Source organism: Caulobacter sp. GW456-12-1-14-TSB4, assembly GCF_059424195.1.
On record NZ_JBWKZF010000033.1, the window covers coordinates 21,481 to 48,328 of the forward strand.

Below are 26,848 nucleotides of genomic sequence, written 5' to 3' on the forward strand. Positions count from 1 at the left end.
ATGATGGACACCCCTCACCGCAAATTCGGCTTCGACACGGTCTTCGACGACCGTGGCGGCGTCGCCTACACCCCGCCCAAGGTGAAGAAGAGCTTCACCATCGAGGAGGTCGAAGCCGCCAAGGCCGAAGCCTACCAGCAGGGCGAGCGCTCGGCCGTGGCCCGCGCCGAGCAGGAAGCCGCCCACGCCCTGAACGACGTGGCCCACGCCATCCGCGAGGCCTTCGGTTCGCTGAGCCAGGTGGCCCACGAGCACCGCGAGGGCTCGGCGATGCTGGCCCTGGCCTGCGCCCGCAAGATCGCCGACGCGGCCCTGCACCACTTCCCCGAGGCCCCGATCGCGGCGGCGCTGGAGAGCCTGGCCCGCGAGGTCGAGGCCCAGCCGCGCATCTTCGTCCGGGTCTCGCCCGAGCTGGAAGAGCGCACGCAGGCGGCGCTGGAGCACGTGGCTGGCCAGATCGGCTACCAGGGCCAGGTCGTGGCCCGCGCCGACGGCGCCATGGCGCCGGCCGCTTTCACTTTCGACTGGGGCGACGGCCGCGCGGCCTTCGATCCAGACGGCGCCGCCCAGCGCGTCGCCGAAGCGCTGGAGGCGGCCATCGCCGCCGAAGGTCTCCACGCCGAACCCATGTTCTCCTGAGAAGGCTGACCTAAGATGGCCGAAGACAATCTCCCGCTCGACGAATTCGGAGGCAGCATGCTGGCCTCCGAAATGCCGGTCGAGCTCAGCGACAAGACGGCGTCGGACCTGGCGCCGGTCTTCGACGTGCCGGTCAATATCTCGGCCGTGCTGGGCCGCGCCCACATGTCGGTCGCGCAGCTGCTGCAGCTGAACCAAGGCTCGATCCTGGAGCTGGACCGCAAGGTCGGCGAGGCGATCGACATCTATGTCAACAACCGCCTGGTCGCCCGGGGCGAGGTCGTCGTCGTCGACGAACGCCTGGGCGTGACCATGACGGAAATCATCAAGGACGGCGACCAGCAGGGCTAAGGCCCCCTGGTTGTAAGGAGTTAGATCATGCGGCTTCTCGTCGTCGGAAAACTGAACGGACAGCTCTCGGTCGCCGTGAAAATGGCGATGAACGCGGGCGCCAAGGTCTCGCACGTCGAAACGACGGAAGCGGCGACCAACGCGCTGCGGGCCGGGCAGGGCGCCGACCTTCTGATGGTCGACTACTCGCTCGACATCGCCAGCTTCATCGCGGCGAACGAGGCCGAGCGGATGCGGGTGCCGGTGGTGGCCTGCGGCGTCGACGCCGATCCGATCCGCGCGGCGAACGCCATCAAGGCCGGCGCTAAGGAATTCATCCCGCTGCCGCCGGACGCCGAGCTGATCGCCGCCGTCCTGGCCGCCGTCACCGACGACGAAAAGCCGATGGTCGTCCGCGACCCGGCCATGGAGTCGGTGCTGAAGCTGGCCGACCAGGTCGCCCCGTCCGAAGCCTCGATCCTGATCACCGGCGAAAGCGGTTCGGGCAAGGAGGTCATGGCCCGCTACGTCCACGGCAAGTCGCGCCGGGCCAAGGCGCCGTTCATCAGCGTCAACTGCGCCGCCATCCCCGAGAACCTGCTGGAAAGCGAGCTGTTCGGCCACGAGAAGGGCGCCTTCACCGGCGCCATGGCCCGCCGCATCGGCAAGTTCGAGGAAGCCGACGGCGGCACCCTGCTGCTGGACGAAATCAGCGAAATGGACGTGCGCCTGCAGGCCAAGCTGCTGCGCGCCATCCAGGAGCGCGAGATCGACCGCGTCGGCGGCTCCAAGCCGGTGAAGGTCAATATCCGCATCCTGGCCACGTCCAACCGCGACCTGGCCCAGTCGGTGAAGGACGGCGTCTTCCGCGAAGACCTGCTCTATCGCCTGAACGTCGTGAACCTGCGCCTGCCGCCGCTGCGCGAGCGTCCGGGCGACGTGATCAGCCTGTGCGAGTTCTTCGTGAAGAAGTACTCGGCCGCCAACGGCGTCCAGGAAAAGCCGATCTCGGCCGAGGCCAAGCGCCGCCTGATCGCCCACCGCTGGCCGGGCAACGTCCGCGAGCTGGAAAACGCCATGCACCGCGCGGTGCTGCTGTCGACCGGCGACGAGATCGAGGAATTCGCCATCCGCCTGCCGGACGGCCAGCAGCTGGCCCCCGCGCCGGCCCCGGACGTGGCCATGGCCCGCGGCGCCCAGATGGCCGCCGACGCCGTCTCGCGCACCTTCGTCGGCTCGACCGTCGCCGAGGTCGAACAGAAGCTGATCATCGACACGCTGGAGCATTGCTTGGGCAACCGTACGCACGCCGCCAACATCCTGGGCATCTCGATCCGCACGCTGCGCAACAAGCTGAAGGAATATGGCGACGCCGGCGTCCCCGTTCCGCCGCCGCAAGGCGGGGTCGGCGCCGCGGCCTGAGGGTGCGACTCCATGGCTCGGCGCCGCGACCATCCGTCCGGCGCCGAACATGGCTAATTTTGGTTAAGGAGATGGCGGCGGACCGCAAATCGCTCCAAGCGCTGGTCTAGCCTATCCATCAACGGTTCAAGGTTCAGCATGGCCGACGCCGCCGCCCCGACCGCCGGTCGATCCGTCCCCAGCGCGAAGTCGCTGCTGGATGGCTTCCTGCGCGGCGAAATGGGCCTGGCGCTGGGCGTCGTGGGCATCATCGTCCTGCTGATCCTGCCGGTTCCGCCGATCCTGCTGGACCTGCTGCTGGCGATCTCGCTGACCGGTTCGGTGCTGATCCTGATGACGGCGGTGCTGATCAAGCGGCCGCTGGAATTCACCTCGTTCCCGACCGTCCTGCTGGTCGCGACCCTGTATCGCCTGGGCCTGAACGTCGCCTCGACCCGCCTGATCCTCGGCCACGGCCAGGAAGGCAGCGGCGGGGCCGGCGCGGTCATCGAGGCCTTCGGTCACCTGATGATGCAGGGCAACTTCGTCATCGGGGTGATCATCTTCATCATCCTGGTGGTGGTGAACTTCATGGTCGTCACCAAGGGTTCGGGCCGGATCGCCGAAGTCGCCGCGCGCTTCACCCTGGACTCCATGCCCGGCAAGCAGATGGCCATCGACGCCGACCTGTCGACCGGCCTGATCGACCAGGAGCAGGCCAAGCTGCGCCGCAAGGAGCTGGAGCAGGAAAGCACGTTCTTCGGGGCCATGGACGGCGCCAGCAAGTTCGTGAAGGGCGATGCGATCGCCGGCCTGATCATCACCGGCATCAACATCGTCGGCGGCATCATCATCGGGGTGGTGCAGCACAAGATCCCGATCGGCCAGGCCGCGTCCTCGTACACGATCATGACCATCGGCGACGGCCTGGTCAGCCAGATCCCGGCCCTGATCATCTCGATCGCCGCCGGTATGGTGGTGTCGAAGGCCGGCGTCGAAGGCTCGGCCGACAAGGCCCTGATGACCCAGCTGGGCATGAACCCGGCGGGCCTGGGCATGGTCTCGGCCTCGGCCGGCATCATCGCCCTGATCCCGGGCATGCCGATCATCCCGTTCGCGGCCCTGTCGCTGGGCGCGGGGGCCCTGGCCTACAAGCGCATCCAGGACGCCAAGAAGCCCAAGCCAATCGATCCATCGCTCTTGGAGCAGGCCTCCGCGCCGTCCGAGGCCGAGGAAGAGCCGATCAGCGCCTCGCTGGCCATCGACGACGTCAAGATCGAGCTGGGCTACGGCCTGCTGACCCTGATCAACGACCTGGACGGCCGCAAGCTGACCGACCAGATCCGCGCCCTGCGCAAGACCCTGGCCGGCGAGTTCGGCTTCATCATGCCGCCCGTGCGCATCCTCGACAACATGCGCCTGGCCAACCAGGGCTACGCCATCCGCATCAAGGAAATGGAAGCCGGGGCCGGCGAAGTGCGCCTGGGCAACCTGATGGCCATGGACCCGCGCGGCGGCCAGGTCGAGCTGCCGGGCGAGCACGTGCGCGAGCCCGCCTTCGGCCTGCCGGCCACCTGGATCGCCGACGACCTGCGCGAGGAAGCCACCTTCCGCGGCTACACGGTCGTCGATCCGGCCACGGTGCTGACCACGCACCTGACCGAGATCCTCAAGGAGAACATGGCCGACCTGCTGTCGTACTCCGAAGTCCAGAAGCTCCTTAAGGAGCTGCCCGAGGCGCAGCAGAAACTGGTCGCCGACCTGATCCCCGGCACCGCCACGGCCACCACCGTGCAGCGCGTGCTGCAGTCGCTGCTGCGCGAGCGGGTCTCGATCCGCGACCTGCCGCAGATCCTGGAAGGCATCGGCGAGGCCGCCCCGCACACCAGCTCGGTCACCCAACTGGTCGAGCAGGTCCGCGCCCGTCTGGCCCGCCAGCTGTGCTGGGCCAACCGTGGCGACGACGGCGCCCTGCCGATCATCACCCTGTCGGCCGACTGGGAGCAGGCCTTCGCCGAAGCCCTGATCGGCCCCGGCGACGACAAGCAGCTGGCCCTGCCGCCCTCGCGCCTGCAGGACTTCATCCGCGGCGTCCGCGACGCCTTCGAGCGCGCCGCCCTGGCCGGCGAGGCCGCCGTGCTGCTGACCAGCCCGGGCGTCCGTCCCTATGTACGTTCGATCATCGAGCGCTTCCGCGGCCAGACCGTGGTGATGAGCCAGAACGAGATCCACCCGCGCGCCCGTCTGAAGACGGTGGGGATGGTCTAAAGGTCGCACCGGCTGCGGTTGTCGTAAAACCGTAATAGATTTGTCGCATGGAGGGGGCGCAGGTGCTCTTTCCCATGGTGCTCGTTTGCATCCCAAGATCACGACCCTCGTCGCGCTCGGCGCGGCGGGCGCCTGCCTGCTTGCCACTCCCGCCTTCGCCCAAGAGGCCCTGAGCCCCGACGATGTCGCCGCCCTGCGCGCCGAGATCGCGACCCTGCGCGCCCAGCTGCAGCGGATGGAGGGGCGGCTGAACGCCGTCTCCGCCGCTCCGCCGCCGGTCGCGCCGGCGCCGGCCAAGCCCGCGACCAGCGAGATCACCTGGAAGGGCTCGCCGGTGATCTCGGCCAGCGGCGGGCGCAGCTTCAAGGCCAAGGGACGCATCCAGACCGACATCGGCTATGTCGATGCGCCCAGCGCCCTGGCCGACCGCGGCTTGGGCTACGTCGCCGAGGTGCGCCGCATCCGCCTGGGCGGGGAGGGGAGCCTGGGCGCCGGCATCGGCTACAAGCTGGAGCTCGAGCTTTCCGACAACGTCGTCGATCTCGTGGACACTTTCGTCACCTACAAGACCGGCCCCTGGCTGCTGGCCCTGGGCAACCAGAACCAGTTCCAGTCGCTGGACGAGCTGACCGGCGACACCTCCGGCTCGTTCATGGAGCGGGCGGCCTTCACCGACGCCTTCGCTTTCGAGCGGCGGCTGGGGCTGTCGGCCCAGTACGAGAAGGGCCCGTGGGTGCTGCAGGCGGGCCTGTTCGCCGACGACATCACCGCCCTGTCCAACGCCAGCGACGGCCCGGCCGGCGGCGACGAGAACAACAGCTACGGCCTGGACGGCCGGATGGTCTATGCGCCCAAGATCGGCAAGACCCAGCTGCACTTCGGCGGCTCGGCCCATTGGCGCAACCTCAACCGCGTGAGCGACACCGCCACCCGCTACCGCCAGCGGCCCTATCTGCACACGACCAACAGCCGCCTGATCGGCACGGCCGCCTTGCCCGTGCGCGAGGAGACCCACCACGGCGTGGAGGCCGCCTTCGTCCGTGGCCGTTGGCACGGCGCGGCCGAGGTCCATCGTCTGGACAGCACCTTGAAGACCGGCCCCGACGCCCGCTTCGTCGGCGGCTATGCCGAGGTCGGCTATTTCCTCACCGACGACACGCGCGGCTACAAGAGCGGCCAGTTCGACCGCGCCAAGCCCAAGACGCCCCTGGGCGCGGGCGGCGTCGGGGCGCTGCAGCTGAACGTCCGCTACGACTATCTGGACCTCAACGATCGGGGGATCGTCGGCGGCCAGCAGGACGCCTGGCTGGCGGCGCTGATCTGGCAGCCGGTCGAATATCTGCGCTTCAACTTCAACGGCGGGGTGCTGGCGTATCGGGACGCGACGCCGCTGCCGAACGGGGACCGGGACTACACGGCGCGGGTCGCGGGCGCGCGGATGGAGCTGGATTTCTAGGCCCTAAAGCGCCCCCTCCGTCTCGCTGCGTATCCGCAGCGATCCACCTCCCCCGTTTCACGGGGGAGGAGAAGTAACTCCCTCCTGCCCCGCTTGCGGGGGAGGTGGCGCGGCGCCGATAGGCGACGTGACGGAGGGGGCGCTTAGGCCGTCACGGGCCTGCCCGTCGGCCGATACTTCTCGGCGTCGCTGGTGAACTCCGCGTGGCCATACCGGGCCAGCTGCTTCTTCAGCTTGGCCACCAGCCGGCGGTCGGCCACGTCACTCACGCCCGGGACGTTGCGCGCCAAGCGGTAGGCCATCAGCTGGCTGGTCACCAGCAGGGCCACCAGGCCGAACATCATGAAGTCGCGGGGGCCGATCTCGACGCCCATCTTCCTGGCCGCCGCCACGTCGCCGTTCAGGAAGTTGCGCAGGAAGAACACCTTGGAGAACCGGCGCTCGACCTTGTCGAACAGCTTGTTCTCCGGGCTCTCGTCCGGCGGCAGATAGGCGTCCAGCGTGGCGCGGACCAGCTCGCCGCAGGTGGCGTCGTCGAAGCCGGCGCGTAAGGTGCCCGAGCGGGCGTTCATGGTGTCCACGACGCCCTGCGGGGTGTCGGCCAGCAGGTCCTCGGGCAGGCCCAAGAGGAAGCAACGGTAGCGGGCCAGCTCGACCCGGGCGCGCTCCTCGGCCGTGAAGGTTTTCCGCCCCTGGGCGACGATCTTGTAGCTCATCAGGAAGATCGGGATCAGGCCGGCGGGCATCTGGTCGACCTGCGGGATCGGGATGCCGTAGACGCGCACGTCCCAGTTATCCGAGCGCTTCAGCGCATTGAACCGCACCATCGAGTGCATCAGCCGCACCATGGCGGCGGCCTTGAACCCGGCCCCGTGACGCTCCAGCGAGCCGGGCAGCAGGGTGGTGGTGAAGAAGGTCGCCGTCTCGTTGACCCGCCGGGCGGCGGTGTCGTTCGACAGGGTCCCGGTCAGGGCCATCGGCAGGGCGGCGTACTTGTTCATGAAGGTGGCGATGAACGCGCCCCGGATCGCGAAGGGACCCAGATTGGCGGCGGCGTTGCGGTCCAGCCGCTGGCCCTCGCGCACCAGGTCCATGTCCACCCAGTCGGGCGTGGCCTCCATGTCGGCGATGAAGGCGACCAGCTCCGGCGGCGCATCGGCCACGGCGGCGATCCCCTCGTCGCAGGCCTTGGTCAGCATCTGGATCAGCGGCCGGAAGCCGTACTTCGGCATCAGCGCCGCATAGGCGTCGGCCACGACATCGCCCAGCATGGTGTAGGCCTTGATCAGAGCCACCTTGTCGGGATCGAGATTGCGCAGGCGCGGGGCGACACTGACCTTGGGATCGTCGGTGAAGCGTTCGGGCGTGCTGTCGAAATCGACGTCGCCATACAGCGCGGGCAGGGCGGTCTTCTGCGACGCGACCTTGGCCCGGACCTTTTCGAGGGCGGCGTTCATGGGAACCTCGTACGTAGCGGAACCGAGACGGATCCAAGTCTTGCGACCTAGGTTAGGCTGATAGGACCCGCGCGCTACTCGCCTTGCCCGCATCTTCGGAGGCTCAGCCGCAAGTGACTGAAAAGGCGAGACGAACGCCACGCCAGCCGCGCTCCGAGGCGACGGTGGACGCGATTCTGGAGGCGGCCTTTCAACTTCTCGATCAGGGCGGCGTCGAGGCCCTGACCACCAATCACATCGCCGAGCGGGCCGGGGTCAGCGTCGGCACGCTCTATCAATACTTCGCCGGCAAGCAGGCGATCCTGGCCGCCCTGGCCCAGCGCCGGGCCGCCGCCGCCCGCGACCGCATCGCCGAGATTGTGATAGCCGGGCCGGAGCTGGGCGCGGTGCGTTTGATCGTCCGCACCCTGGCCACCGCGTTCGAAGGCGCGCCCGCCACCCGTCGCGCCCTGCTGGACGCCCTGACCCAGCAGGGCGAGGACGACGTGGTGATGCGCCATCACCTGATCTTTTTCGACACCATCGCCGGCAAGACCGCCTTCGGCTTCCCGCTGTCGCCAGAGGCCGGCTTCGTCCTGACCCACGCGGTCATCGGCCTGCTGCGCGCGGCGACGATCGAGACCGACCTGGCGCTCGACCCGCAACGACTGGAAGACGAGCTGACGCGGCTGATGGAGGCCTATATCGCGGCGCTCGTCGCGCGCCGGTAGAGCATCACGTCGACTCTCCGACGGAACCGTGTCCGCAAGGTCACGTTGTTTCAGCCAAGGGAGGGGCCCTTCGACGGAGAGTTTACATGACCAACAAGATCGCCCTGCTCGCCGCCGCCGCGTCCCTGACGTTCGCCGGCGCTGCTTTCGCCCAGAGCACCACGACCACCACGACCCCGGCTGCGCCGACCACCGGCGCCATGCCGCCGGCTGCTGAAACCGCGGCCCCGACTCAGTCGACGACGACCACGACGCCGACCCAGAGCACGACCACCACGACCACGCCGTCGGCTTCGACGACGACCCAGACCGCCACGCCGCCTTCGGCCAATCCTGCTGATGCGGCCGGTACGCCGACCTCGGCCAGCGTGGCCAGCTTCAAGGTTGGTTCGGCCGTCAAGGACGTCGCCGGCGTCTCGGTCGGCCAGATCACCGGCACCAGCACCGGCGCCGACGGCTCGACGAACGTCATCGTCACCAACGGCGGCGTGAAGTTCGCTCTGCCGGGCAACAGCCTGAGCGCGGGCGCGGACGGCAGCGTCTCGACCACGGCCACCAAGGCCCAGATCGACGCCACGGTCGCCGGCGCCAAGCCGCAGTAAGCCTCACGGCTTCCAAGGCTGATAACACCGCGAGCCCGCTCGGCATTGCCGAGCGGGCTTCGCACTGCTAGCGATGGCCCATAAGAGGGGCGGTTCTCGCCGACTTGGGGTTCAGTATGCCTCCGGCCAAAAAGACTAAATCCAACTCGTTGATGTGGGATTTGCTGACGTTCGACCGCCTGGTCACCGGGCCGGTGATCCACTTCATCTATTGGGCGGGCCTGGGCGTCGTGGCCCTGTTCGGCTTTTCGGTCGTCGGCGCCGCCGTCGGCCTGGCGCTGAAGGAGCCGGGCGTCGGCTCGCTGCTGCTGGCCTTTCCGGTGCTGATCGCCGGCCTGCTGGTCGCCGGCGCGCTGGTGCTGCTGTGGCGCGCCTTCTGCGAGTTCTATGTCGCGATTTTCCGGATCAGCGAGGACCTGCGGGCCCTGCGCCAGACCAGCGACGCCGACCACGCCGCCCACCGCGCCCGCCAGCAGGCCGCGCAGCCGCAGCGTCCGCCGCAGGCTTAAGCCCGCTAGGTCGCCACCGTCTTCAGACGATCGCGCAGCGCGCCCATCGTCTCCAGCGGCATGTCCAGCGCGCAGAACAGCTTTTCGGGAATCGTTTCCGCCTGGTCGCGCAGCGCGCGGCCCTTGTCGGTCAGCGCCACGATGACCCGCCGCTCGTCTTCCGGATCGCGGGTGCGGGCCACGAGGCCCCCGGCTTCCAGACGCTTGAGCAGCGGGGTCAGGGTGCTGGAATCAAGGTCCAGGGCGTCGCCCAGGGCCCCGACGGTCCGGGGACTGGCCTCCCACAGCACCAGCATGGCCAGATACTGCGGATAGGTCAGCCCCAGGGCGTCCAGCATGGGCCGGTAGAGCCGCGTCATCCGGTTGGCCGCGCCGTAGAGGGCGAAGCATAGCTGGTTGTCGAGGCGCAGGACCTCGATCGGAGCATCGGACGGCGCGGACTTCTTCTGGCTCATGACAATACGGCTTAGGCCGCCTTCACGGTGATGGCCACATCGACGTTGCCGCGGGTGGCGTTCGAATAGGGGCAGACCTGGTGCGCGGTGGCGACCAGGGCTTCGGCGTCGGCTTGGCTCAGGCCTTGGGTTTCGACTTCCAGCGCGACTTCCAGCTTGAAGCCGACTTCCTGCGTGGCGAGGCCGACCTGGCCGGTCACGGTCGAGCCGGTGAGCGCGATCTTCTGGGTGCGGGCGACGTGGGCCATGGCGCTCTGGAAGCAGGCGGCGTAGCCGGCGGCGAACAGTTGCTCGGGGTTGGTGCCGGTCTCCTTGCCGCCCAGGGCCTTGGGCATCGACAGCTGGACGTCCAGCAGGCCGTCTTCGGTGCGAGCGTGGCCTTCACGGCCGCCAACGACGGTAGCGCGGGTGGTGTAGAGCGTGGTCATGGGAAACTCCCTCGGTTTGAATTGATGTGAACGATTTAATCGCGCGCAATTTAATTGCAAGTGGATGGCGCGAAAAAAGATCGTGCGCGATTGAATAAAATGAAGCGGCGTGCGTGAGTGTCTCTCCTTCCCCTCTTGGGGGAGGGGGACCGCCGAATGGCGGTGGAGGGGGATAGCGCTAGCTCGGCGACAGGGTGCTGGCCCCCTCCGTCTCGCTGCGTATTCGCAGCGATCCACCTCCCCCAGAAGGGGAGGAGAGATTAAAGCAGCGTCAGGCCGCCCAGGCCGCCGCGAAGCGCTTCAGCAACGATCGGGCCGGGCTCTCGGCTCCGGCTTCGGCGGCTTCGAGGCGCAGGAACAAATCCCCCGCCTTGTGGTTGGCTCGCGCCGGCAGGCCCTGCCCCGGCAGCCGCACCAGCCCGCGCGCGGCGGCCTTGGTCGAGATCCAGGCCGGGCGAGGGCCCAGCGGGGTGTCGGCGTCGACGCGGCCGCCCTCGGACAGCACGCGCGGATCGACCTTGCCGGTCAGCCAGATGTCGTCGCCGCGCACCAGGGCGCCGTCCTGGGCCCGCAGGCGGACCTCGAAGGTCACGCCCTCGACCCGGACCTTGTCGCCTTCGCGCAGGCCCGCCGGCAGCTTCAGCCGCAGGCGACGGCCGTCGATGGCCAGCTCCTCGGCGCCGCCGGTCACGGCCGTGGCGATGTCGATCTCGAGGAATACGCGATCGGCGACCGGCGCGGCCTGCGCCACCGCCGGCGGGAAATTGTGCTGAACGACCGGCGTGTCCTGCAGCAGGCGATAGGCGGCCAGCACGTCGCGGAACAGAGCCGCGTCGCCGGTCGGGCGATCAGGGTGGGCCCGTTTGGCCGCCTCGCGATAGGCGGTGCGCAGCTCACGCTCGTCCGCCATCGGACCGACGCCCAGCAGAGCGCGGGCGGCCGAAAGCGTGAGCGTGGACATGCGGGTCGTCATCGCCCGACCCTGCCGCCAGGATGGTCAACGGCGGGTTAAGTTAAGACTTTAGGGGATGGTGCGGATGTGGCCCTCGTCCACGCCTCGTCCTATATCGAAGGTCATGAGCGCCGACCCGACCTTGATCCCCGCCTCGCCCAGCGAGGACGACTATGTCCGCCAGGTGACCGAGGCGGTCCCGCCGACCCTGCTGTCGGAAGAGGACCCGTTCGCCTTGTTCGCCGAATGGCTGGAAGAGGCGGGCAAGAAGGAGCCCAACGACCCCAACGCCATGACCGTCTCGACGGTCGACGAGGGCGGCATGCCGGACTCGCGGATGGTGCTGCTGAAGGACTTCGATCCGCGCGGGTTCGTGTTCTACACCAACACCCACAGCGCCAAGGGCATGGAGCTCTCCGGCCATCCCAAGGCGGCCCTGCTGTTCCACTGGAAGTCCCTGCGTCGCCAGGTGCGCATCCGCGGGACGGTCGAGCCGACCACGGAGGCCGAGGCCGACGCCTATTTCGCCAGCCGCGCCCGCGCCAGCCAGATCGGCGCCTGGGCCAGCGACCAGTCGCGACCGCTGCCCGACCGCCTGGCCCTGGAAAAGCGGGTGGCCGAGATGGGCCTGAAGTTCGGCCTGGGCAAGGTGCCGCGCCCGCCGCACTGGTCGGGCTACCGCATCGTCCCGGTCACGATCGAGTTCTGGCGCGACCGCCCGTTCCGCCTGCACGAGCGGCTGGTGTTCGACCGCGTGGACGCTGGCTGGACCACGAAAAGGCTGTTTCCCTAGACTAAAGTCTATGGGTTGAGCCTTCGTGGCGGCTACATCCTTGAAGTGCGATTAACCCTGGCGGCCTAGGATTCCAGCGAAATCCGAAGGCTTCTGGATGCGGTTGAACCCGATTTTCACGTTCCTGGCGGCGGCGTTCGCGCTGCTGCTGACCGCGACCGGCGCGTCGGCGGCGTCGTGCGGCGCGTCGGCGACGTCCTCCGGGACGCTGCCCGCCCAGTCGCCAAACGCCGTGTACGGCGACGTGGTCCCCTATGCCAGCGTCCCCGGCGGCTTCGGCTGTCCGACCGGCAGCCCGGTCCTGACCCTGTTGGGCTCCAACTATATCCGGGCGACGATCAGCAACACGGCCTACAAGCTGACCCACACCAACGGGACCAACACCGTCGATTTCCTGCTGTCGGCGACCTCATCCGGCACGCCGCAACTGAACGGAACGACGGCCTACTACGTCAACGGCGTGCTGATCGACGTCCTGGGCCTGACGGGCAGCGCGCCGACCAGCCTCCCGGTCTACGTCAAGCCCCGCCTGACCAGCATCGCGCCCTTGCCCGGCGTCTACACCGGGACGTTCAGGGTGAAGTGGGAGTGGAGCATCTGCACGGGCATCAGCCTGGGGGTTTGCGTCATCGGCAAGACCGAGACGGGGAACGTCAACACCGACGTCACCGTCACCCTGACCATCGGCGGCGTCGCACCCACCATCTCGACCGTCGCCACCACCACCTGGGACGACCAGAACGGGACGTTGTTCCCCAAATCGATCCCCGGCGCCAAGCGCCGCATGACCGTGACGGTCGGCAATCCCGACATCGCCGCCCAGGACAACAACGCCGTGGCCGTCGTGATCGCCACCCCGTCCAACACCACGGTCGCCCTGGACGGTGACGGCACGAGCAGCGCCTTCGCGACCTTTACCGAAGGCAGCCCGGCATCGGGCCTGGCCTTCTCTTACGTCTCAGGCACGAGCACCTCGGATGACGTCGAGTTCTCGTCCGACGGCGGCGCGACCTGGACCTTCGCCCCGACCGCCGCGACGCAAGGCTCGGTGACCCACGTGCGTCTCAAGACCCGCAACGCCATGGCCGCGAAGTCGAACTTCACCGTCAAGCTGGCCTACAAGGTGAAGTGAGGGGCGGCCTCAGCGCACCCCATACCGCGCCAGGAACGTCTCCACGGCGTCCTCGGCGATGTCCTTGACCGGACGCCTCGACAGCACCTCGTCGCCGGCGGACAGGCCCAGGACCAGGGTGACGTGGTCTAGCATGCCCATCAGCTGGCCGGCGGCCCAGGAGGCTTTCTCGACCTTGAGTTCGCCGGTCTTGACCAGGTCGTTGATCACCGAGATCGCTGCCCCACCCAGCTCGTCGCGGGCGCTCTGCAGGAAATATTCGGCGACGTCCTCGAAGCGGCGGCGCTCGGCCGTGACCATGCGGAACATGGCCCGGGTGTCGGCGCGCGACAGGAAGGTGGCGTAGGCCACGGCTAGCGCTGTCAAGCGCGCGCGGGCGTCGCCCTTGACGCGGACGGCCTCGCGCACCGGGGCGCCGACCCCGCTGACCGTCTCCAGCACGATCGCCTTGAACAGGTCGGCCTTGCTGGGGAAGTAGGCATAGAGCGTCGCGGTCGAGACCCCGGCCGCGCGGGCGACGACCTCCATGCCGGTGTCGGCGTAGCCTTCCTTCAAGAACAGCGCCCTGGCCGAGGCGAGGATCTCCTCGCGCTTGTGCCCGGATCGTTTCAGTCCCGCGCCGACCAGCATATGACACTCGCAATCGATGACTAGGATGCAATCTAACCGCGAAATTTCGAGTCCGGCAAGGCTTGCGCGAGAGGACGTGAGCGCACGTTTCGGTTATGCAGCCCGGACGCCGTTTTCGAGGCGCGGAAAGATGGGACGCCAAGCGTGATCAAGGACGCGGAAGCCGCGCGCGAGCAGGAAGTGGCCGCCTGGTTCGAGGAACGGTCGGAAAACACGATCGAGACCTCGTGCGCCCGTGTGTTCCTGCTCGGCGACTCGGCCTTCAAGGTGAAGCGACCGGTCGATTTCGGCTTTCTGGACTATTCGACGCTGGAGCTGCGCCGCTGGGCGCTGGAGCGCGAGCTGTCCTTCAACCGCGCCGCCGCGCCGGACATCTATCGCGAGGTCCGCCGCCTGAACCGCACCGCCGACGGCGGGCTGGAGATCGACGGCGAGGGCGAGATCGTCGAATACCTGCTGGAGATGCGCCGCTTCGACCAGAACGGCGTGCTGGCCACCCAGCCCTGGGCGATCGACGACGCGCTGGAGGATTCGCTGGGCCGCACCGTGGCGCGCTTCCATGCCGGCTCGTCCCTGCGTCCGCAAGGCGGCGGGGTCTCGGCGTTGGGCTACACGATCCGCTCGAACGCCAACCTGCTGCGGGGCCTCTCGGCGCGCCTGGGCAAGCAGGCGGTCGAGCGCCTGGTGCATGAGACCGACATCGCGCTGGAGCGCCTGGGTCCGCTGCTGGACGGCCGCGCCAAGGACGGTTTCGCCCGCCACTGCCACGGCGACCTGCACCTGGGGAACATCCTGATCGAGAACGGTCAGCCGATCCTGTTCGACTGCATCGAGTTCAACGACACCCTGTCGGACATCGACGTGCAGTACGACCTGGCCTTCCTGCTGATGGACCTGGACTTCCGCCGCCGCCGCGACGCCGCCGGCCGGGTGCTGAACGCCTATCTGGACGAGGCCGCCCGCACGTTCGACGAAGGGCTGTGGACGGGCCTGGCGGCGCTGCCGCTGATGCTGTCCGTCCGCGCCGCCGTGCGCACTCACGTCTGGGCCTATACCGGCGACGACGAGGCCGCGCGGGCCTATCTGCAGGCTGCTCTGGACCACCTGGCCCCCAAGCCGGTCAGCCTGGTGGCGGCCGGCGGCCTGTCGGGCTCGGGCAAGTCGACCTTCTCGCGGGTCTGCGCCCCTGGTCTGGGCTCGGCCCCCGGCGCGGTGGTCCTGCGCACCGACGAGATCCGCAAGCGCCTGTGGGGCGTGCCGTCGCTGCAGCGCCTGCCGCGCGAGGCCTATACGCCGGAGATGAGCGCCAAGGTCTATGACCAGCTGTTCCACGACGCGCAGCTGTGCCTGAAGGCGGGGCGCTCGGTGGTGCTGGACGCGGTGTTCCTGAAACCCGAGGAGCGCGCCCGCGCCGAGGCCCTGGCCAAGAGCTGCGACGTCGGCTTCCTGGGCGTCTGGCTGGAAGCGCCGCCCGAAGTGCTGCGCGAACGCGTGGCGGCCCGCGTCAACGACGCCTCGGACGCCGACGTGGCGGTGCTGGAGAACCAGCTGTCACGGGATACGGGCGAGATCACCTGGCGCAAGGTCGACACGGTCAACGCCTTCGAGGACGAGGCTCGGGCGCTGGCGGAGACGATGGGGTAGGCCGTAGCGCCCCCTCCGTCACGATGCGTATCCGCATCGCGCCACCTCCCCCGTTCCACGGGTGAGGAGTTTCTTCTCCTCCCCTGCGCAGCGGGGGAGGTGGATCGGCGCCGATAGGCGACGAGACGGAGGGGGCGCTCAGCGGCCTAAGCCGCCCTCAGCCCCTCGTTCGGCGGGTCCGGGTTCACCGCCCGGATGATCGCCGTGATCAGGTCCATCGGCTTGACCGGCTTGCCCAGGTGGTCGTCGAAGCCCAGCCCCAGGAACCGTTCGCGGTCGCCGGCCATGGCCGAGGCGGTCAGGGCGATGACGGGCAGGGCGGGGTCGCCGGCCTTGCCGTCCCGGATGGCCTCCAAGGCGGTGATGCCGTCCATGACCGGCATGTTGATGTCCATCAGCACGCAGTCGTAGCGGCCGGATTTCATCGCCTTGAGCGCTTCCTCGCCGTTCTCGACGACGGTCAGGGCCACGCCGGTCGGCTCCAGCATGGTGCGCACGACCAGCTGGTTGACGGCGTTGTCCTCGGCCATCAGCACGCGGATCTGGTCGAGGTTGTCGTCGTCCTGCTCCTCGGGCTCCGAGATCGCCTCGGGCGCCACGGTCTCCACGGCGCGGATGCTCAGCACGAAACAGGCGCCGACCTGGGCCGGGCGTAGCTCCAGGTCGCCGCCCAGCTGACGGGCCAGGGCGCGCGAGATGGTCAGGCCCAGCCCCGCGCCGCCGTGGCTGCGCGAGATGGTCTCGTCGGCCTGGGTGAAGCTGTCGAACACCCGGTCGGCGGCGGCGGCCGGCACGCCGGGGCCGGTGTCGCTGACCGCGAAGCGCAGCATCCAGGCGTCGCCCGCGCGCTCGGCGTTGACGCTGACCCGCACGTGGCCGGCGGTGGTGAACTTGACGGCGTTGGACACCAGGTTGGTCAGGATCTGGCGGATCCGCAGCGGGTCGGCGCTGATCCAGACCGGGACCTCGGCCCCGAAGTCGGCGAACAGCGACAGGTTCTTGAACACCGCCGCGTCGCGCCAGGTGTCGACCACGTCGGCGACGATGGCGCGGGGATCAATGGCTTCCGGCGCCAGCTCGACGCGGCCGGCCTCGATCCGCGACATGTCCAGCACGTCGTTGAGCAGCTGCATCAGGCTGTCGCCCGACTTCAGCATCAGGGCGACCTGCTCACGCTGGGCGGGGTTGAGGTCCGAGCGCTCCAGGGCGTGGGCCATGCCCAACAGGCCGTTCATCGGCGTGCGCAGCTCGTGGCTGGTGACGGCGATGAACGTGGACTTGGCGCGGGCGGCTTCCAGGGCGCGCTCGCGCTCGTCGCGCAGGCCCCGCGTCAGCTCGTCCATGCGGCGGGCGGCGGCGCGGTTGCGCAGGGCGACATTGAGGGTGACGGCGATCAGCAGCACCAGCGACCAGCGCATCGACTGGGTGACCAAGTCGGCGCCGGGCATGAAGAAGAACGGGAAGATGACCAGGCTGGCCGCCGGGATCACGCCGCTGAGGACCAGCAGGGCCAGGGGCTGGTGACGATACTGCTGAGCGAAGACCAGCTGGCCGCACCAGATGGCGACGGCGGCGATCTTCAGCTTGTCGGAGCCGTGCAGCCACAGCAGGCTGGCCAGGGCGGCCCAGCTGCCGTTGACCGGGATCGAGGCCAGGATGAAGGCGGCGCGATCACCGCGCGACGCCGGGCGGTCCTTGCCGAAATTGCGGGTGGCCAGGGTGGCCAGGCCCTCGGCGACCACGAAACCGGCCAGCCAGGCGAAGGCGGTGAGGGCGCCCAGGCCCAGCCCGACGATCCCGGCGGCCACACAACCGGAGATGAGACGCGAGACGCCGAGCCGCCGGATGTCGGCGCCCACCTCGTCCAGTCTCTCATCCGCCAGGGTGTCGGCCAGCCAGCCCACGCCATCGTCTCCTGCTGACGAACCACGTTCGCTCAGCACGAACTATCCGCCCATCGCAACCAAGAGTCTCTAAATTCACCCTGCGGCTGATTGGCGCGGTGTGGTCGGGTACCCGACGGAGTTCGCGGTTGTGCGACGGCCCTCTTTTCCCTTGTGGGGGCGCGTCGCGTTGCGTGTTGCGCCGCACACCGATAGCGTTGCGTGAACAACGATAAGCGGTCGGGAGCGTGGAGTTCAGATGCAGGGTTTGATGCAGCACGGGGCCCTGACCCTGGACAAGATCATCGACCACGCCGCCAAGTGGCACGGCGGGCGCGAGGTGGTCAGCCGTTCGGTCGAGGGACCGATCGTGCGCACGACCTATCGCGAGATCCGCGACCGGGCCAAGCGCGTCTCCAACGCCCTGCTGGCCCTGGGCGTCAAGCCGGGCGACCGCGTCGGCACCCTGGCCTGGAACACCGGCCGCCACATGGAAGCCTGGTACGGCATCATGGGCATCGGGGCCGTCTGCCACACCCTGAACCCGCGCCTGTTCCCCGAGCAGATCGCCTGGATCGCCGACCACGCCGGCGACCGGCTGATCTTCACCGACCTGACCTTCCTGCCGATCATCGCCGCCATCCTGCCGCGCCTGCCGCATGTCGAGCACGTGGTCGTCTTCACCGATCGCGACCGCATGCCGGCCGACTTCCCGCTGGCCGGCGAGGCCCCGCACTTCAAGGGCCTGCTGGCCTATGAGGACCTGCTGGAACAGCACGGCGCCGAGTGCGCCTGGGGCGGCTTCGACGAGGGCACGGCGGCGGGCCTCTGCTACACCTCGGGCACGACGGGCGACCCCAAGGGGGTGATGTACTCGCACCGCTCGAACTTCCTGCACACCTTCATCACCATGCAGCCCGACGTGATGGGCGTGTCGCAGCGCGACGTGATCCTGCCGGTGGTGCCGATGTTCCACGCCAACGCCTGGGGCGTGGCGTTCAGCGGTCCCGGCGCGGGCGCCAAGATCGTCATGCCGGGCGCCAAGATGGACGGCGCCTCGATCTTCGAGCTCCTGGACACCGAGGGCGTGACCTTCTCGGCCGCCGTGCCCACCGTCTGGCAGATGCTGCTGCAGCACCTGGAGGCCACGGGCGCCAAGCTGCCGGTGCTGAAGAAGGTGGTGATCGGCGGGGCGGCCTGTCCCGAGACCATCATCCGCGCCTTCCAGGAGACGTACGACGTCGAGGTGGTCCACGCCTGGGGCATGACCGAGACCTCGCCGGTCGGGACGCTGTCGGTGATGACCGACGAGCTGGAAAAGCTGCCCTACGACCAGCAGATGCCCTATCGCTTGAAGCAGGGCCGGCCGCCGCTGGGCGTGGAGCTGTGCCTGACCGACGACGACGGCAAGTTGCTGCCGCACGACGGCCACGCCTTCGGCCACCTAAAGATCCGCGGCCCGATCATCGCCGCCGAGTACTTCCGGGGGGCGGGCGGCAACATCCTTGACCAGGACGGCTTCTTCGACACGGGCGACATCGCCACGATCGACGAGCACGGCTTCATGCAGATAACCGACCGCGCCAAGGACGTGGTCAAGTCGGGCGGCGAGTGGATCAGCACGATCGAGATCGAGAACATCGCCGTCGGCCACCCGAAGGTGGCGCTGGCGGCGGTGGTCGGCCAGCCGCATCCCAAGTGGGACGAGCGGCCCGTGCTGCTGATCAAGCTGAAGCCCGGCGAGGAAGCGACCAAGCAGGAGATCATCGACTACCTGCAAGGCAAGATCGCCAAGTGGTGGATGCCCGACGACGTGATCTTCGTCGATGACATCCCGCTGGGCGCGACCGGCAAGATCGACAAGAAGGTGATCCGCAAGCGTCTGGCCGACGAGGGCTACACGCTGCCGGAGACGCCGGTGCAGCCGTCGCCGCCTCCGCCGCCCGCGCCGGAGCCTGAACCCGAGCCCGAGCCGGCTCCGCCTCCGACCGTGGCCGCCGCCGACGGTGCCCACGCCGCGGTGCTCTACGCGCCCGAGCCGGTCGAGGAGGTCGCGGCCGAGACGGTGCTCGACGCGCCCGAGCCCGAGCCTGAGCCGGAAGTGGTCGCCGATCCGACGCCAGAGCCGGAAATCCAGCAGGTCTCCGCCACCGACGCGATCATCGCCGAGGCCACCGCCATCGCCGCCGCGACGTCGGCCGAGGCGTCCGCCGAGCCGGCGCCTGAACCCTCGGCCGCGGCCGAGGTCATCGCGCCCGAGCCGATCGCGCCTACGCCGGTCAAGGCCGAGCCCGAACAGCCGCTGCGCCTGCGCGAGCCAGACGCCAGGCCCGTCCTCGCCGACGCCGGCGAGGCCCTGCCGTTCGCCATGCCGATCACGCCGGGCAAGCGCGGCAGGTCCAGGACGAGCGCCAGGACCGACGCGCCGGCCAAGGCGTCGGGCAAGCCGCCCCGCTGGGCGCGGCTCTATCTGGACCTGGCCCTGCTGGTCGCCCTGGCGCCGGCCATCCTGGCGGCCGGCGGCGCGCTGGGCGTCAAGCTGGGCATGATCCCGCTGCCGCTGGGCTACACGTCCATGACCCTGGACTGGGCGCCGCGCGTGGCCTTCATCAGCGTCGCCACCGGGCTGATCGGCCTGATCATCGCCCTCAGCGCCGGCTTCGCGCGGCTGTGGAAGGGCGCGGTGCTGGCCCTGGTGGTCACGGCGGCGACCTTCGGGGTGATGTTCGCGGCCAAGGCGCTGGGCGGTCAGTCGCCGCCGATCCACGACGTGGCCACCGACTGGAAGACGCCGCTGGGCTTCTCGGACGCGGCCATGGCCGCGCGCGGCGGTTCGGCCGAGATCGTCGACGACGACCCCAGCCTGCCGGTCGGCTCGGCCGCCTATGCCGGGCGCCGCCTGGCTGACATCAACGCCGAGACCTGTCCGGCGGCCCGTCCCCTGATCAGCGAACGCGCGCCCGGCGACGTCTACGAGTCGATCAAGGCCGCCGTCCTGGCCTCGGGCATGACCCTGGTCACCGACGATCCGATGGACGGCCGCCTGGAGGCCACGGGCAGCAGCTTCTGGTATGGCCTGATCGACGACCTGGTGGTGCGGGTGCGCCCCGACGCCAAGGGCTCGCGCCTCGACATGCGCTCGATCGGCCGCGACGCCGGCCCCGATCAAGGCCGCAACTGCGCGCGGATCGGCGCGCTGACGGCGGCGGTGGCGCAGGGGCAGTAAGGCGACGGGAATGATCGACGGCCTCCGCCGCCTGTTCGGCCTGCGACCTTCGCCGACGCCGACCGGGTCCGCCTGGCGGTCCCATCCCGTGACGCCGGAGAGCCTCGTCACCCAGCCCGTGGGCGTCGATCGGCAGGTCGGCGGCGTGGGCGAGATCGGCATGGGCGGGCCGAACTATTGGACCATGCTGCTGGCCGACGGGGCGATGCTGGACGGCGTCTGCGGCGGGGTGAGCGATGTCGGCCGCCTGCGCGTGGCCCCGACCCTGACCCGGCAGGGCGAGACGCTGCAGGTCTACGACCCCGAGGCCCTGGTCATCTACACGCTGGACCCGGCGCCGAAGACGATGGACGAGGTTCGACTGCTGGCGGCGTGTCGGCAGGCCGGGCGGTCCGTGGCGCTGCGCCCGGTGCGCGGCTTGCGGCTGGAGGACGCCGTTGAGCCGCCGGAGTGTCTGATCCGCGTGCTGCCCAGCGGCCGGACGCTGGAGGCGCGGCTGCTGCTGCCGGACGACCTGCGCGGCACGGTCGAGGTCGAAGGGCTGCTGCGCAACCCGCCTTACGGCCTGTGGCTGGAGGGTATGGCGACGGGCCTGCACGTCGCGGACTTGGACGAGGTCGTTGAGGCGCCCAGCGGACAGCTGGTCCTGCGCGGGCGAAGGCTGGACGCCACCGGCCGGGTCATCGACGGGCTGTGGCATGTCTGGCGCGAAGGTCGCTGGAGCGCCTTGCTCGGACACGCCTTCGAGCCCCTGATCGGCGGCGGCGGCCGCACGCCCTACTTCCTGTCCGATCCCCGGTTCGACGACGAAGAGCAGGTGAGCTTCGCCCTGCGCACCTTCGGCTGGGGCCCCGACGGCGAGTTGCCCAGCCAGCCCGCGCCGATGATGGTCGAATTGGCCGTTAGCTGGCGCGCATCTCCGCTCTTGCTGCGGCCGCGCGCCGATCGGATTTCGCTGCGCGTGCCTTGAGGCGTCAGGCTAGCCGGTATTCCGCGTCCAGCGCGGGCTCGCCTGGCGTGGTGACGCGGCCTTCGCGCACCAGCTGGACCATGTGGGCGAACACCGAGTGCGCCGCGGCCGGGTGCAGGCGTGGGTCGACGGCGGCGTAGAGGCTGGGGACCATGGCCCTGATGGTGGTGAAGCCGGCTTGCAGCGCCTCGACGATCTGCGCCTCGCGGGCCCGGCGGTGGGCGACATAGGCGCCGATGAACGGACTGACCTCGCGGACCGGCGCGCCGTGCGTCGGCCACAGGACGTCGAAGTTCCGCGCCTTCACCTTGGCCAGGCTGGCGAAGTAGTCGCCCATGTCGCCGTCGGGCGGGGTGATCACCGTGGTCGACCAGCCCATGATGTGGTCGCCGGCGAAGAGCGCGTTCTCCTCCTTGAGGGCGAAACAGACGTGGTTGGAGGTGTGGCCGGGCGTCGTCACCGCCTCCAGCGTCCAGCCCGGGCCCGAGAGCACTTCGCCGTCGGTCAGCGTCACGTCGGGGCGGAAGCGGTCGTCGCCGCCTTCCTCCAGGGCCGGGGTGTCGCTCGCGTATGGGGCTGGAGCGGGCAGGCCGTACACCCTTGCCCCGAACGCCTGCGCCAGCGGATGGGCGAGGGGAGAGTGGTCGAGGTGATGGTGGGTGACCAGCACGTGGGTCACGCGCTCGCCGGCCAGGGCGCTTTTGAGGGCCTCGAAATGCTCGGCGAGGTCCGGGCCGGGATCGATGACCGCCACCTCGCCCCGGCCGACGATATAGACGCCCGTGCCGGTATAGGTGAACGGCCCTGGATTGCGGGCGATCACCCGCCGGATCAACGGCGAGACCTGGTCGCAGCGGCCGTATTCGAACTCCAGCTCGCGGACGAAGGGGATCATCAGAAGACTCCACAAGCGCGTTGGGCGAAAGTGTGGGGCGGTTTCGCCCATAAAACGCGCGCTGTCTTTAAGACATGGGATCTGCCTACCGGCAGATCCCGGCGGCGCCGGTCTTGCGCTTTAAGCCTTCAGTAACCCTGGAGAGACCGGCCATGACGGCGGACGCGGCGATTTTTGTATCAAAACGGCTCCAGCGCGCGGCCTTCGCCATCCTGTGTATCATCATGGCGCAGTTCGTTCTGACCAGCTGTCAGCCCGAACCGACGCCGATGGCGGCTCGCGAGTCGGCCGCTTTCTAGCGCCGACTAGGCGGGCAACACGCCGGAGAGGTCGTAGCCCGCTTCCCGGCCCTGGTTGACCAGGGTCTCGCGATCCTCGCCCGCCAGCGCCTGGCCGATCGACCAGGTGACGATCGAGCGTGTGCCCGAGCGGCAGAAGGCCAGGACCGGACCGTTCGCGGCCTCGGTCGCCGCACGGACGGCGTCGACCTGCTCCTGCGTGGGGCCGCCGCGCACCGGCGCGTGCAGATAGTCCATCCCCGCCGCGCGCGCCGCCGCCTCGATCGCGGCGCTGGACGGCTGGCTGGGGTCCTCGCCGTCGGGGCGATTATTGATCACCAGGACGAATCCCTCGGCCGCGGCCCGGGCCATGTCGGCCTCGGTCACCTGCGGGCTGACCGAAAGGGAGTCGGTGACGCGTCGGAAATCACTCATCGGTTCTTTGCAGCTCGCTTAGCGGCGCCATCCGCCGCGCCGGTATTCTCACGAGGGTAGGGCGCCTACGCAATGGTCAGTGGCGTCGATCAAGGTGCGCGCCGGGGTGGCAAGAGTGAAGAAATTGTGTCGCCATCGAGGCGTTGGTTAAAAGGATTTGTGTCGAACTTCGTTATTCCGGGCATGATTTTGTGTCTGTCAATTCCGGGTCGTAATTTTTTGGCGCGTTTCTCTTCGAAATGATAACAGCTTGAACGGCGTTCTTTGAGGTCGAAATAGCCACGTTAAAACAAAAGCATGACGAAGTTTTTGCGCGACCGTCCGAGGCTTCGGTATTCAGGTTGAGCACTGATCTCCGGAAAAGCGGCGACCCTGTGGCGATTTTGCGACAGCTTCGAGCGATGTGAATTACAAATTTGCAATGACAATTGACCCTCGGCGGCGCGCCCCCCTAACGTCCGTGCAACCGGAGAAATGTTTCCGGGACACCAGTGATCTCGTGGCGCCGTTTGGCGGTTTTTCCGCTCCAGGTCGGACAAAGTTTCTAGAGGGGTTTGTCCGTACTTGCCGCCCGCGCCACGCTCAGAGGGGATTTGAAGAGCATGGAATTCAACAAAGGTAGCGCACGCGCGCGCCTCGCGAAGGGCGTGAGCCGCGTCGCGCTCGGCATTGCGCTGAGCGTCTGCGTCACCGGGGTCGCCATGGCCCAGTCGCAAACCGGCGCCCTGCGCGTCGCCGTCACCGGCCCGAACGGCGCCCCGCTTTCGGGCGCCACGGTCGTCATCAAGTCGCCGGACTCGCTGTCGCCGAAGACCGCCACGACCGACGCCGACGGCCGCGTCCGCGTCGGCGGCCTCGACCCGTCGACCAACTACACCGTCACCGTTTCGGCCGGCGGCTACAGCAACTTCAGCGCCGACCACGTCGCCGTCGTCTCGGGCAAGGACCTGTCGGTCGGTTACGCCCTGGCCGCCGAAGGCAACACGATCGAAGAAGTCGTCATCACCGGTCGTTCGCTGGCCGCCGTTGACGTGACCTCGGCCACCGTCGGCACCACCCTGACCCTGCAGACGGTGGAATCGCTCCCCACCGGCCGTAACTATCAGAGCTACCTGCAGCTGGTTCCGGGTGTGAAGCCCTCGACGGGCGGCAACCCGTCGTCGCGTTCGGGCTCCAACTATTCGGACGTCGGCGGCGCCATCGGCGCTTCGACGGACAACCTGTACTACCTCGACGGCGTCGACGTGACCGACCCGGTCACCGGCACCTTCGGCGCCAACTTCAACTCGGAAATCATCCAGGAACAGCAAGTGATCGTCGGCGGCGTGCCGGCTGAATACGCTGGCGGTTCGGGCCTGGTGTCGCGCGTCGTCACCAAGTCGGGTTCGAACGAGTGGCACGGCTCGCTGAACTACTACCTGCAGAACAAGGACCTGGTCGGCAAGGACAAGCACAACACCTCGGGTGGCTTCAAGACCTACGACACGGCCTTCACCCTGGGTGGCCCGATCATCAAGGACAAGCTGTGGGTCTTTGGTTCGTACCAGAAGAAGAAGCGCACCGATAACGTGCTCGACGTCGCGACCGGCGCCGACCTGCGCAAAGTGACGCGTGATGAAAAGTACGCTTTCTTCAAGGCCACCTGGCAGATCACCGACAACGACCGTCTGACGGGTACGTTCTTCAACGATCCGACCAATATCAGCGGCCAGCGCGACGCGACGATCATCAACCGCCGCGACTACTCGCGTAAGCAAGGCGGCGACAACTACAAGATCGACTACACCCACACCTGGAACGACCTGCGCGTGAACGCCTATGGCTTCAAGCACAAGTCGGAACTGACCGACACCGCGGTGGACAACACCATCCGCGACAACGTCACCTACGCCACGACCGCCAACTCGACCCTTCTGCAGCGTTCGCTGGGCGGCCGCGGGACCAACGCCGAAGAGCACCGTGACCGCAAGGAATACGGCCTGAACTTCGAGTACTTCCTCGACACCAAGCTGGGCACGCACACCTTCAAGGGTGGCTACACCAACACCGAGAACACCGTCTTCAAGACCAACTCGGTTCCGGGCGGCGTGACCTACGCTTCGCTGGCTCCGGCCTATCTGGGCACCACCTACGGCCAGTACATCGGCTCTGGCTGGACCGCTCGCGCGATCACCTCGACGGACACCAACGGCTTCGTCCTGCCGGCTCTGAACGCCAGCGCCAGCGCCAAGGCCCTGCTGGACACCAACGGCAACGGCGTGATCTCGGCGGCGGAACTGAGCGCCCTGAAGTTCAACGACACCGCCGGCAACCCGTACGGCAATGTGAACGTCTACCGCACGGTCCGCGCGGCCGACGGTCCGTACACCGTGTCGAGCAAGGGTGAGACCCTGTACTTCCAGGACACCTGGACGATCGACCAACTGACGATCAACGCCGGCGTGCGTGGTGAGCAGTGGAAGCACTACGCCTCGGACGGCAGCCAGATCGCCAAGTTCGACTGGGCGATCGCCCCGCGCCTGAGCACGACCTATGACGTGTTCGGCAACGGCCGTACGAAGGTCTTCGCTTACGCTGGTCGTTACTACGACCCGATCCGCAACGACATGAGCGACTTCGCTGGTGCGCTGACCGGTCCGGTCAACAACGAGCAGATCCGCGTCGGCAACGAATGGATCACCTTCCGTACCCGTGGTCCGGGTGACGCGCAGTTCTCGCCCGCCACCAAGACGCCGTACACCGATGAATACATGATCGGCGCCTCGACCACGATCGGTTCGAGCATCGGCGTGTCCGCCACGTGGTCCCGCCGGATCACCAAGGACATCATGGAAGACTACGATCTGACGCTGTACTCGGATCCGACCTGCACGCAAGCGACCTGCGGCGCCAACGGCGCGGCCTATCCGGGCTCGCCCTTCTACCTGCCGTACTCGTACTTCGGCTTCAGCTCGGCTCCGACCACGAACTACGTGATCGGCACCCTGGCTGGCGGCAAGCGTGAGTACACGGGCTACGAGTTCGTGGTCACCAAGTACAAGACCACCAACTGGTTCGGCCAAGTGTCGTACACCCACAACAAGGCGTACGGTAACTCGAACTCGGACGGCAACGCCGACTTCCAAGGCGACTGGGTTGCGCTCGATCCGCGCGCGCCGAACATCTGGGGCCGTCAGGCCGGCAACATCAAGCACCAGATCAAGGCTTACGGTTCGTACGACTTCCCGTTCGGCCTGCAGGCTTCGAGCGTGTTCAACTGGAACAGCGGCTCGTACTACACGCCGGCCGACGTCATCTCGAGCCGTTACCTGCCGCCGATGGGCGGTGCGACTACCGTTGGTGGCGTGACCGACACGTACGTCCTGCCGGGCTTCGTGGGTTCGGGTAAGAACCCGTCCTACTACACCCTGGATGCGCGTCTGAAGTACGTCCAGAAGCTCCCGGTCGGTGAGGCCGAGTTCTTCCTCGACGTCTTCAACGTCCTGGACAAGCAGTCGCCGATCGGCGTCGTCGCCAACCGCGCCGGCAGCGGCCAGTACAAGTACCAGGAAGCCAACGCCTGGAACACGTCGCGTCGCGCCTACGTGGGCGTCCGCTACTCCTTCTAATCGACAGCCTCGGCTATCGATGGGGAACGCCGGTGCGAAAGCACCGGCGTTTTCTTTTGGGCGGTGTCCGCCATCAGCCGCCGGCCGTGAGGTCGGCGGCTTTGGTGTGTCTGGGGATTGGCGCGCCCTGGACCCCTGCAAACACCG

Annotated in this window: 23 protein-coding genes and 2 pseudogenes; 16 read left to right on the top strand and 9 right to left on the bottom strand. The window is 68.3% G+C overall.

The features are described 5' to 3' along the window. From AC07YH_RS22745 to AC07YH_RS22765, 5 genes are all read left to right on the top strand, one after another. Positions 1-639: a FliH/SctL family protein gene (locus AC07YH_RS22745; protein WP_494749195.1), complete on the top strand. Its 639-nt coding sequence runs from the start codon at positions 1-3 to the stop codon at positions 637-639. Between the two features lie 15 nt (positions 640-654). Then, entirely contained in the window at positions 655-990 is a 336-nt protein-coding gene (gene fliN / locus AC07YH_RS22750) for a flagellar motor switch protein FliN (protein WP_494749196.1), read from the top strand. A gap of 27 nt (positions 991-1,017) precedes the next feature. Further along, positions 1,018-2,391, top strand: a complete 1,374-nt coding sequence (gene flbD, locus AC07YH_RS22755; RefSeq protein ID WP_494749197.1) for a sigma-54-dependent transcriptional regulator FlbD — start codon at positions 1,018-1,020, stop codon at positions 2,389-2,391. Between the two features lie 138 nt (positions 2,392-2,529). Beyond that, positions 2,530-4,638 (top strand): flagellar biosynthesis protein FlhA, encoded by a 2,109-nt coding sequence (gene flhA / locus AC07YH_RS22760; RefSeq protein ID WP_494749198.1) that lies wholly within the window; start codon positions 2,530-2,532, stop codon positions 4,636-4,638. A 40-nt stretch (positions 4,639-4,678) separates the two neighbouring features. Then, complete coding sequence (locus AC07YH_RS22765) at positions 4,679-6,094, top strand: OprO/OprP family phosphate-selective porin (RefSeq protein WP_494749199.1); 1,416 nt, start codon at positions 4,679-4,681, stop codon at positions 6,092-6,094. Positions 6,095-6,151: 57 nt separating this feature from the next. Here the strand turns inward: AC07YH_RS22765 and AC07YH_RS22770 are convergent. Both AC07YH_RS22770 and AC07YH_RS22775 read right to left on the bottom strand, forming a co-directional pair. Continuing rightward, a pseudogene (locus AC07YH_RS22770) lies at positions 6,152-6,244 on the bottom strand (hypothetical protein); the annotation flags it as partial. Beyond that, on the bottom strand, positions 6,238-7,551 hold the full coding sequence (locus AC07YH_RS22775) for an oxygenase MpaB family protein (protein WP_494749200.1): 1,314 nt from the start codon (positions 7,549-7,551) through the stop codon (positions 6,238-6,240). The gene AC07YH_RS22775 and the pseudogene AC07YH_RS22770, both read right to left, overlap by 7 nt. Positions 7,552-7,664: 113 nt before the next feature. Between AC07YH_RS22775 and AC07YH_RS22780 the strand changes: the two genes are divergently transcribed. The 3 genes from AC07YH_RS22780 (at position 7,665) to AC07YH_RS22790 (ending at position 9,372) form a co-directional block, all read left to right on the top strand. Further along, positions 7,665-8,261: a TetR/AcrR family transcriptional regulator gene (locus AC07YH_RS22780; RefSeq protein WP_494749201.1), complete on the top strand. Its 597-nt coding sequence runs from the start codon at positions 7,665-7,667 to the stop codon at positions 8,259-8,261. Positions 8,262-8,347: 86 nt separating this feature from the next. Further along, positions 8,348-8,863: a hypothetical protein gene (locus AC07YH_RS22785; protein WP_494749202.1), complete on the top strand. Its 516-nt coding sequence runs from the start codon at positions 8,348-8,350 to the stop codon at positions 8,861-8,863. A gap of 104 nt (positions 8,864-8,967) precedes the next feature. Further along, positions 8,968-9,372 carry a DUF4282 domain-containing protein gene (locus AC07YH_RS22790; RefSeq protein ID WP_494749203.1) on the top strand — a complete coding sequence of 135 codons (405 nt, stop codon included), beginning with the start codon at positions 8,968-8,970 and terminating at the stop codon, positions 9,370-9,372. A gap of 5 nt (positions 9,373-9,377) precedes the next feature. Here AC07YH_RS22790 and AC07YH_RS22795 read toward each other — a convergent pair whose 3' ends face one another. From AC07YH_RS22795 to AC07YH_RS22805, 3 genes are all read right to left on the bottom strand, one after another. Beyond that, positions 9,378-9,827 carry a MarR family winged helix-turn-helix transcriptional regulator gene (locus tag AC07YH_RS22795; RefSeq protein ID WP_494749204.1) on the bottom strand — a complete coding sequence of 150 codons (450 nt, stop codon included), beginning with the start codon at positions 9,825-9,827 and terminating at the stop codon, positions 9,378-9,380. Positions 9,828-9,838: 11 nt separating this feature from the next. Next, entirely contained in the window at positions 9,839-10,255 is a 417-nt protein-coding gene (locus AC07YH_RS22800) for an organic hydroperoxide resistance protein (protein ID WP_494749205.1), read from the bottom strand. Between the two features lie 271 nt (positions 10,256-10,526). Further along, positions 10,527-11,228 (bottom strand): J domain-containing protein, encoded by a 702-nt coding sequence (locus tag AC07YH_RS22805; RefSeq protein ID WP_494749206.1) that lies wholly within the window; start codon positions 11,226-11,228, stop codon positions 10,527-10,529. 103 nt (positions 11,229-11,331) lie between these two features. Here AC07YH_RS22805 and pdxH point away from each other — a divergent pair, with 103 nt between their 5' ends. Both pdxH and AC07YH_RS22815 read left to right on the top strand, forming a co-directional pair. Next, on the top strand, positions 11,332-12,000 hold the full coding sequence (pdxH, locus tag AC07YH_RS22810; protein WP_494749207.1) for a pyridoxamine 5'-phosphate oxidase: 669 nt from the start codon (positions 11,332-11,334) through the stop codon (positions 11,998-12,000). Between the two features lie 103 nt (positions 12,001-12,103). Next, on the top strand, positions 12,104-13,132 hold the full coding sequence (locus tag AC07YH_RS22815) for a hypothetical protein (RefSeq protein ID WP_494749208.1): 1,029 nt from the start codon (positions 12,104-12,106) through the stop codon (positions 13,130-13,132). Positions 13,133-13,141: 9 nt separating this feature from the next. On the opposite strand, the gene AC07YH_RS22820 is transcribed toward AC07YH_RS22815, so the two are convergent. Then, positions 13,142-13,762 (bottom strand): TetR/AcrR family transcriptional regulator, encoded by a 621-nt coding sequence (locus AC07YH_RS22820; protein ID WP_494749209.1) that lies wholly within the window; start codon positions 13,760-13,762, stop codon positions 13,142-13,144. Between the two features lie 144 nt (positions 13,763-13,906). Between AC07YH_RS22820 and AC07YH_RS22825 the strand changes: the two genes are divergently transcribed. Further along, the gene (locus tag AC07YH_RS22825; RefSeq protein ID WP_494749210.1) at positions 13,907-15,406 is read left to right on the top strand and encodes a bifunctional aminoglycoside phosphotransferase/ATP-binding protein; all 1,500 of its coding nucleotides are present in this window, start codon (positions 13,907-13,909) and stop codon (positions 15,404-15,406) included. A gap of 7 nt (positions 15,407-15,413) precedes the next feature. Then, positions 15,414-15,494: pseudogene (locus tag AC07YH_RS22830) on the top strand (hypothetical protein); the annotation flags it as partial. A gap of 58 nt (positions 15,495-15,552) precedes the next feature. Here the strand turns inward: AC07YH_RS22830 and AC07YH_RS22835 are convergent. Continuing rightward, positions 15,553-17,349, bottom strand: coding sequence for a response regulator (locus AC07YH_RS22835; protein WP_494749211.1), 1,797 nt, complete (start codon positions 17,347-17,349; stop codon positions 15,553-15,555). A 199-nt stretch (positions 17,350-17,548) separates the two neighbouring features. On the opposite strand from AC07YH_RS22835, the gene AC07YH_RS22840 reads away from it, so the two are divergent. Beyond that, entirely contained in the window at positions 17,549-20,515 is a 2,967-nt protein-coding gene (locus AC07YH_RS22840) for a long-chain-fatty-acid--CoA ligase (protein WP_494749212.1), read from the top strand. Between the two features lie 10 nt (positions 20,516-20,525). Further along, positions 20,526-21,485, top strand: a complete 960-nt coding sequence (locus AC07YH_RS22845) for a hypothetical protein (RefSeq protein ID WP_494749213.1) — start codon at positions 20,526-20,528, stop codon at positions 21,483-21,485. Positions 21,486-21,489: 4 nt separating this feature from the next. Here the strand turns inward: AC07YH_RS22845 and AC07YH_RS22850 are convergent, their stop codons facing one another. Continuing rightward, the gene (locus tag AC07YH_RS22850; RefSeq protein WP_494749214.1) at positions 21,490-22,380 is read right to left on the bottom strand and encodes an MBL fold metallo-hydrolase; all 891 of its coding nucleotides are present in this window, start codon (positions 22,378-22,380) and stop codon (positions 21,490-21,492) included. A 152-nt stretch (positions 22,381-22,532) separates the two neighbouring features. Here AC07YH_RS22850 and AC07YH_RS22855 point away from each other — a divergent pair, with 152 nt between their 5' ends. Further along, positions 22,533-22,679 (top strand): hypothetical protein, encoded by a 147-nt coding sequence (locus AC07YH_RS22855; RefSeq protein WP_494749215.1) that lies wholly within the window; start codon positions 22,533-22,535, stop codon positions 22,677-22,679. A gap of 6 nt (positions 22,680-22,685) precedes the next feature. Here AC07YH_RS22855 and AC07YH_RS22860 read toward each other — a convergent pair whose 3' ends face one another. After that, the gene (locus AC07YH_RS22860; protein ID WP_494749216.1) at positions 22,686-23,093 is read right to left on the bottom strand and encodes a TIGR01244 family sulfur transferase; all 408 of its coding nucleotides are present in this window, start codon (positions 23,091-23,093) and stop codon (positions 22,686-22,688) included. 647 nt (positions 23,094-23,740) lie between these two features. On the opposite strand from AC07YH_RS22860, the gene AC07YH_RS22865 reads away from it, so the two are divergent. Next, positions 23,741-26,701: a TonB-dependent receptor gene (locus AC07YH_RS22865; RefSeq protein ID WP_494749217.1), complete on the top strand. Its 2,961-nt coding sequence runs from the start codon at positions 23,741-23,743 to the stop codon at positions 26,699-26,701. Positions 26,702-26,848: the final 147 nt, after the last annotated feature.

What these genes read in the sequence shown, in the direction of transcription:
- AC07YH_RS22745 (WP_494749195.1), top strand. Translation starts at nt 1, where the DNA reads ATGATGGACACCCCTCACCGCAAATTCGGCTTCGACACGGTCTTCGAC.
- fliN (WP_494749196.1), top strand. Translation starts at nt 655, where the DNA reads ATGGCCGAAGACAATCTCCCGCTCGACGAATTCGGAGGCAGCATGCTG.
- flbD (WP_494749197.1), top strand. Translation starts at nt 1,018, where the DNA reads ATGCGGCTTCTCGTCGTCGGAAAACTGAACGGACAGCTCTCGGTCGCC.
- flhA (WP_494749198.1), top strand. Translation starts at nt 2,530, where the DNA reads ATGGCCGACGCCGCCGCCCCGACCGCCGGTCGATCCGTCCCCAGCGCG.
- AC07YH_RS22775 (WP_494749200.1), bottom strand. Translation starts at nt 7,551, where the DNA reads ATGAACGCCGCCCTCGAAAAGGTCCGGGCCAAGGTCGCGTCGCAGAAG.
- AC07YH_RS22785 (WP_494749202.1), top strand. Translation starts at nt 8,348, where the DNA reads ATGACCAACAAGATCGCCCTGCTCGCCGCCGCCGCGTCCCTGACGTTC.
- AC07YH_RS22795 (WP_494749204.1), bottom strand. Translation starts at nt 9,827, where the DNA reads ATGAGCCAGAAGAAGTCCGCGCCGTCCGATGCTCCGATCGAGGTCCTG.
- AC07YH_RS22800 (WP_494749205.1), bottom strand. Translation starts at nt 10,255, where the DNA reads ATGACCACGCTCTACACCACCCGCGCTACCGTCGTTGGCGGCCGTGAA.
- AC07YH_RS22805 (WP_494749206.1), bottom strand. Translation starts at nt 11,228, where the DNA reads ATGACGACCCGCATGTCCACGCTCACGCTTTCGGCCGCCCGCGCTCTG.
- pdxH (WP_494749207.1), top strand. Translation starts at nt 11,332, where the DNA reads ATGAGCGCCGACCCGACCTTGATCCCCGCCTCGCCCAGCGAGGACGAC.
- AC07YH_RS22820 (WP_494749209.1), bottom strand. Translation starts at nt 13,762, where the DNA reads ATGCTGGTCGGCGCGGGACTGAAACGATCCGGGCACAAGCGCGAGGAG.
- AC07YH_RS22840 (WP_494749212.1), top strand. Translation starts at nt 17,549, where the DNA reads ATGCAGGGTTTGATGCAGCACGGGGCCCTGACCCTGGACAAGATCATC.
- AC07YH_RS22845 (WP_494749213.1), top strand. Translation starts at nt 20,526, where the DNA reads ATGATCGACGGCCTCCGCCGCCTGTTCGGCCTGCGACCTTCGCCGACG.
- AC07YH_RS22850 (WP_494749214.1), bottom strand. Translation starts at nt 22,380, where the DNA reads ATGATCCCCTTCGTCCGCGAGCTGGAGTTCGAATACGGCCGCTGCGAC.
- AC07YH_RS22855 (WP_494749215.1), top strand. Translation starts at nt 22,533, where the DNA reads ATGACGGCGGACGCGGCGATTTTTGTATCAAAACGGCTCCAGCGCGCG.
- AC07YH_RS22860 (WP_494749216.1), bottom strand. Translation starts at nt 23,093, where the DNA reads ATGAGTGATTTCCGACGCGTCACCGACTCCCTTTCGGTCAGCCCGCAG.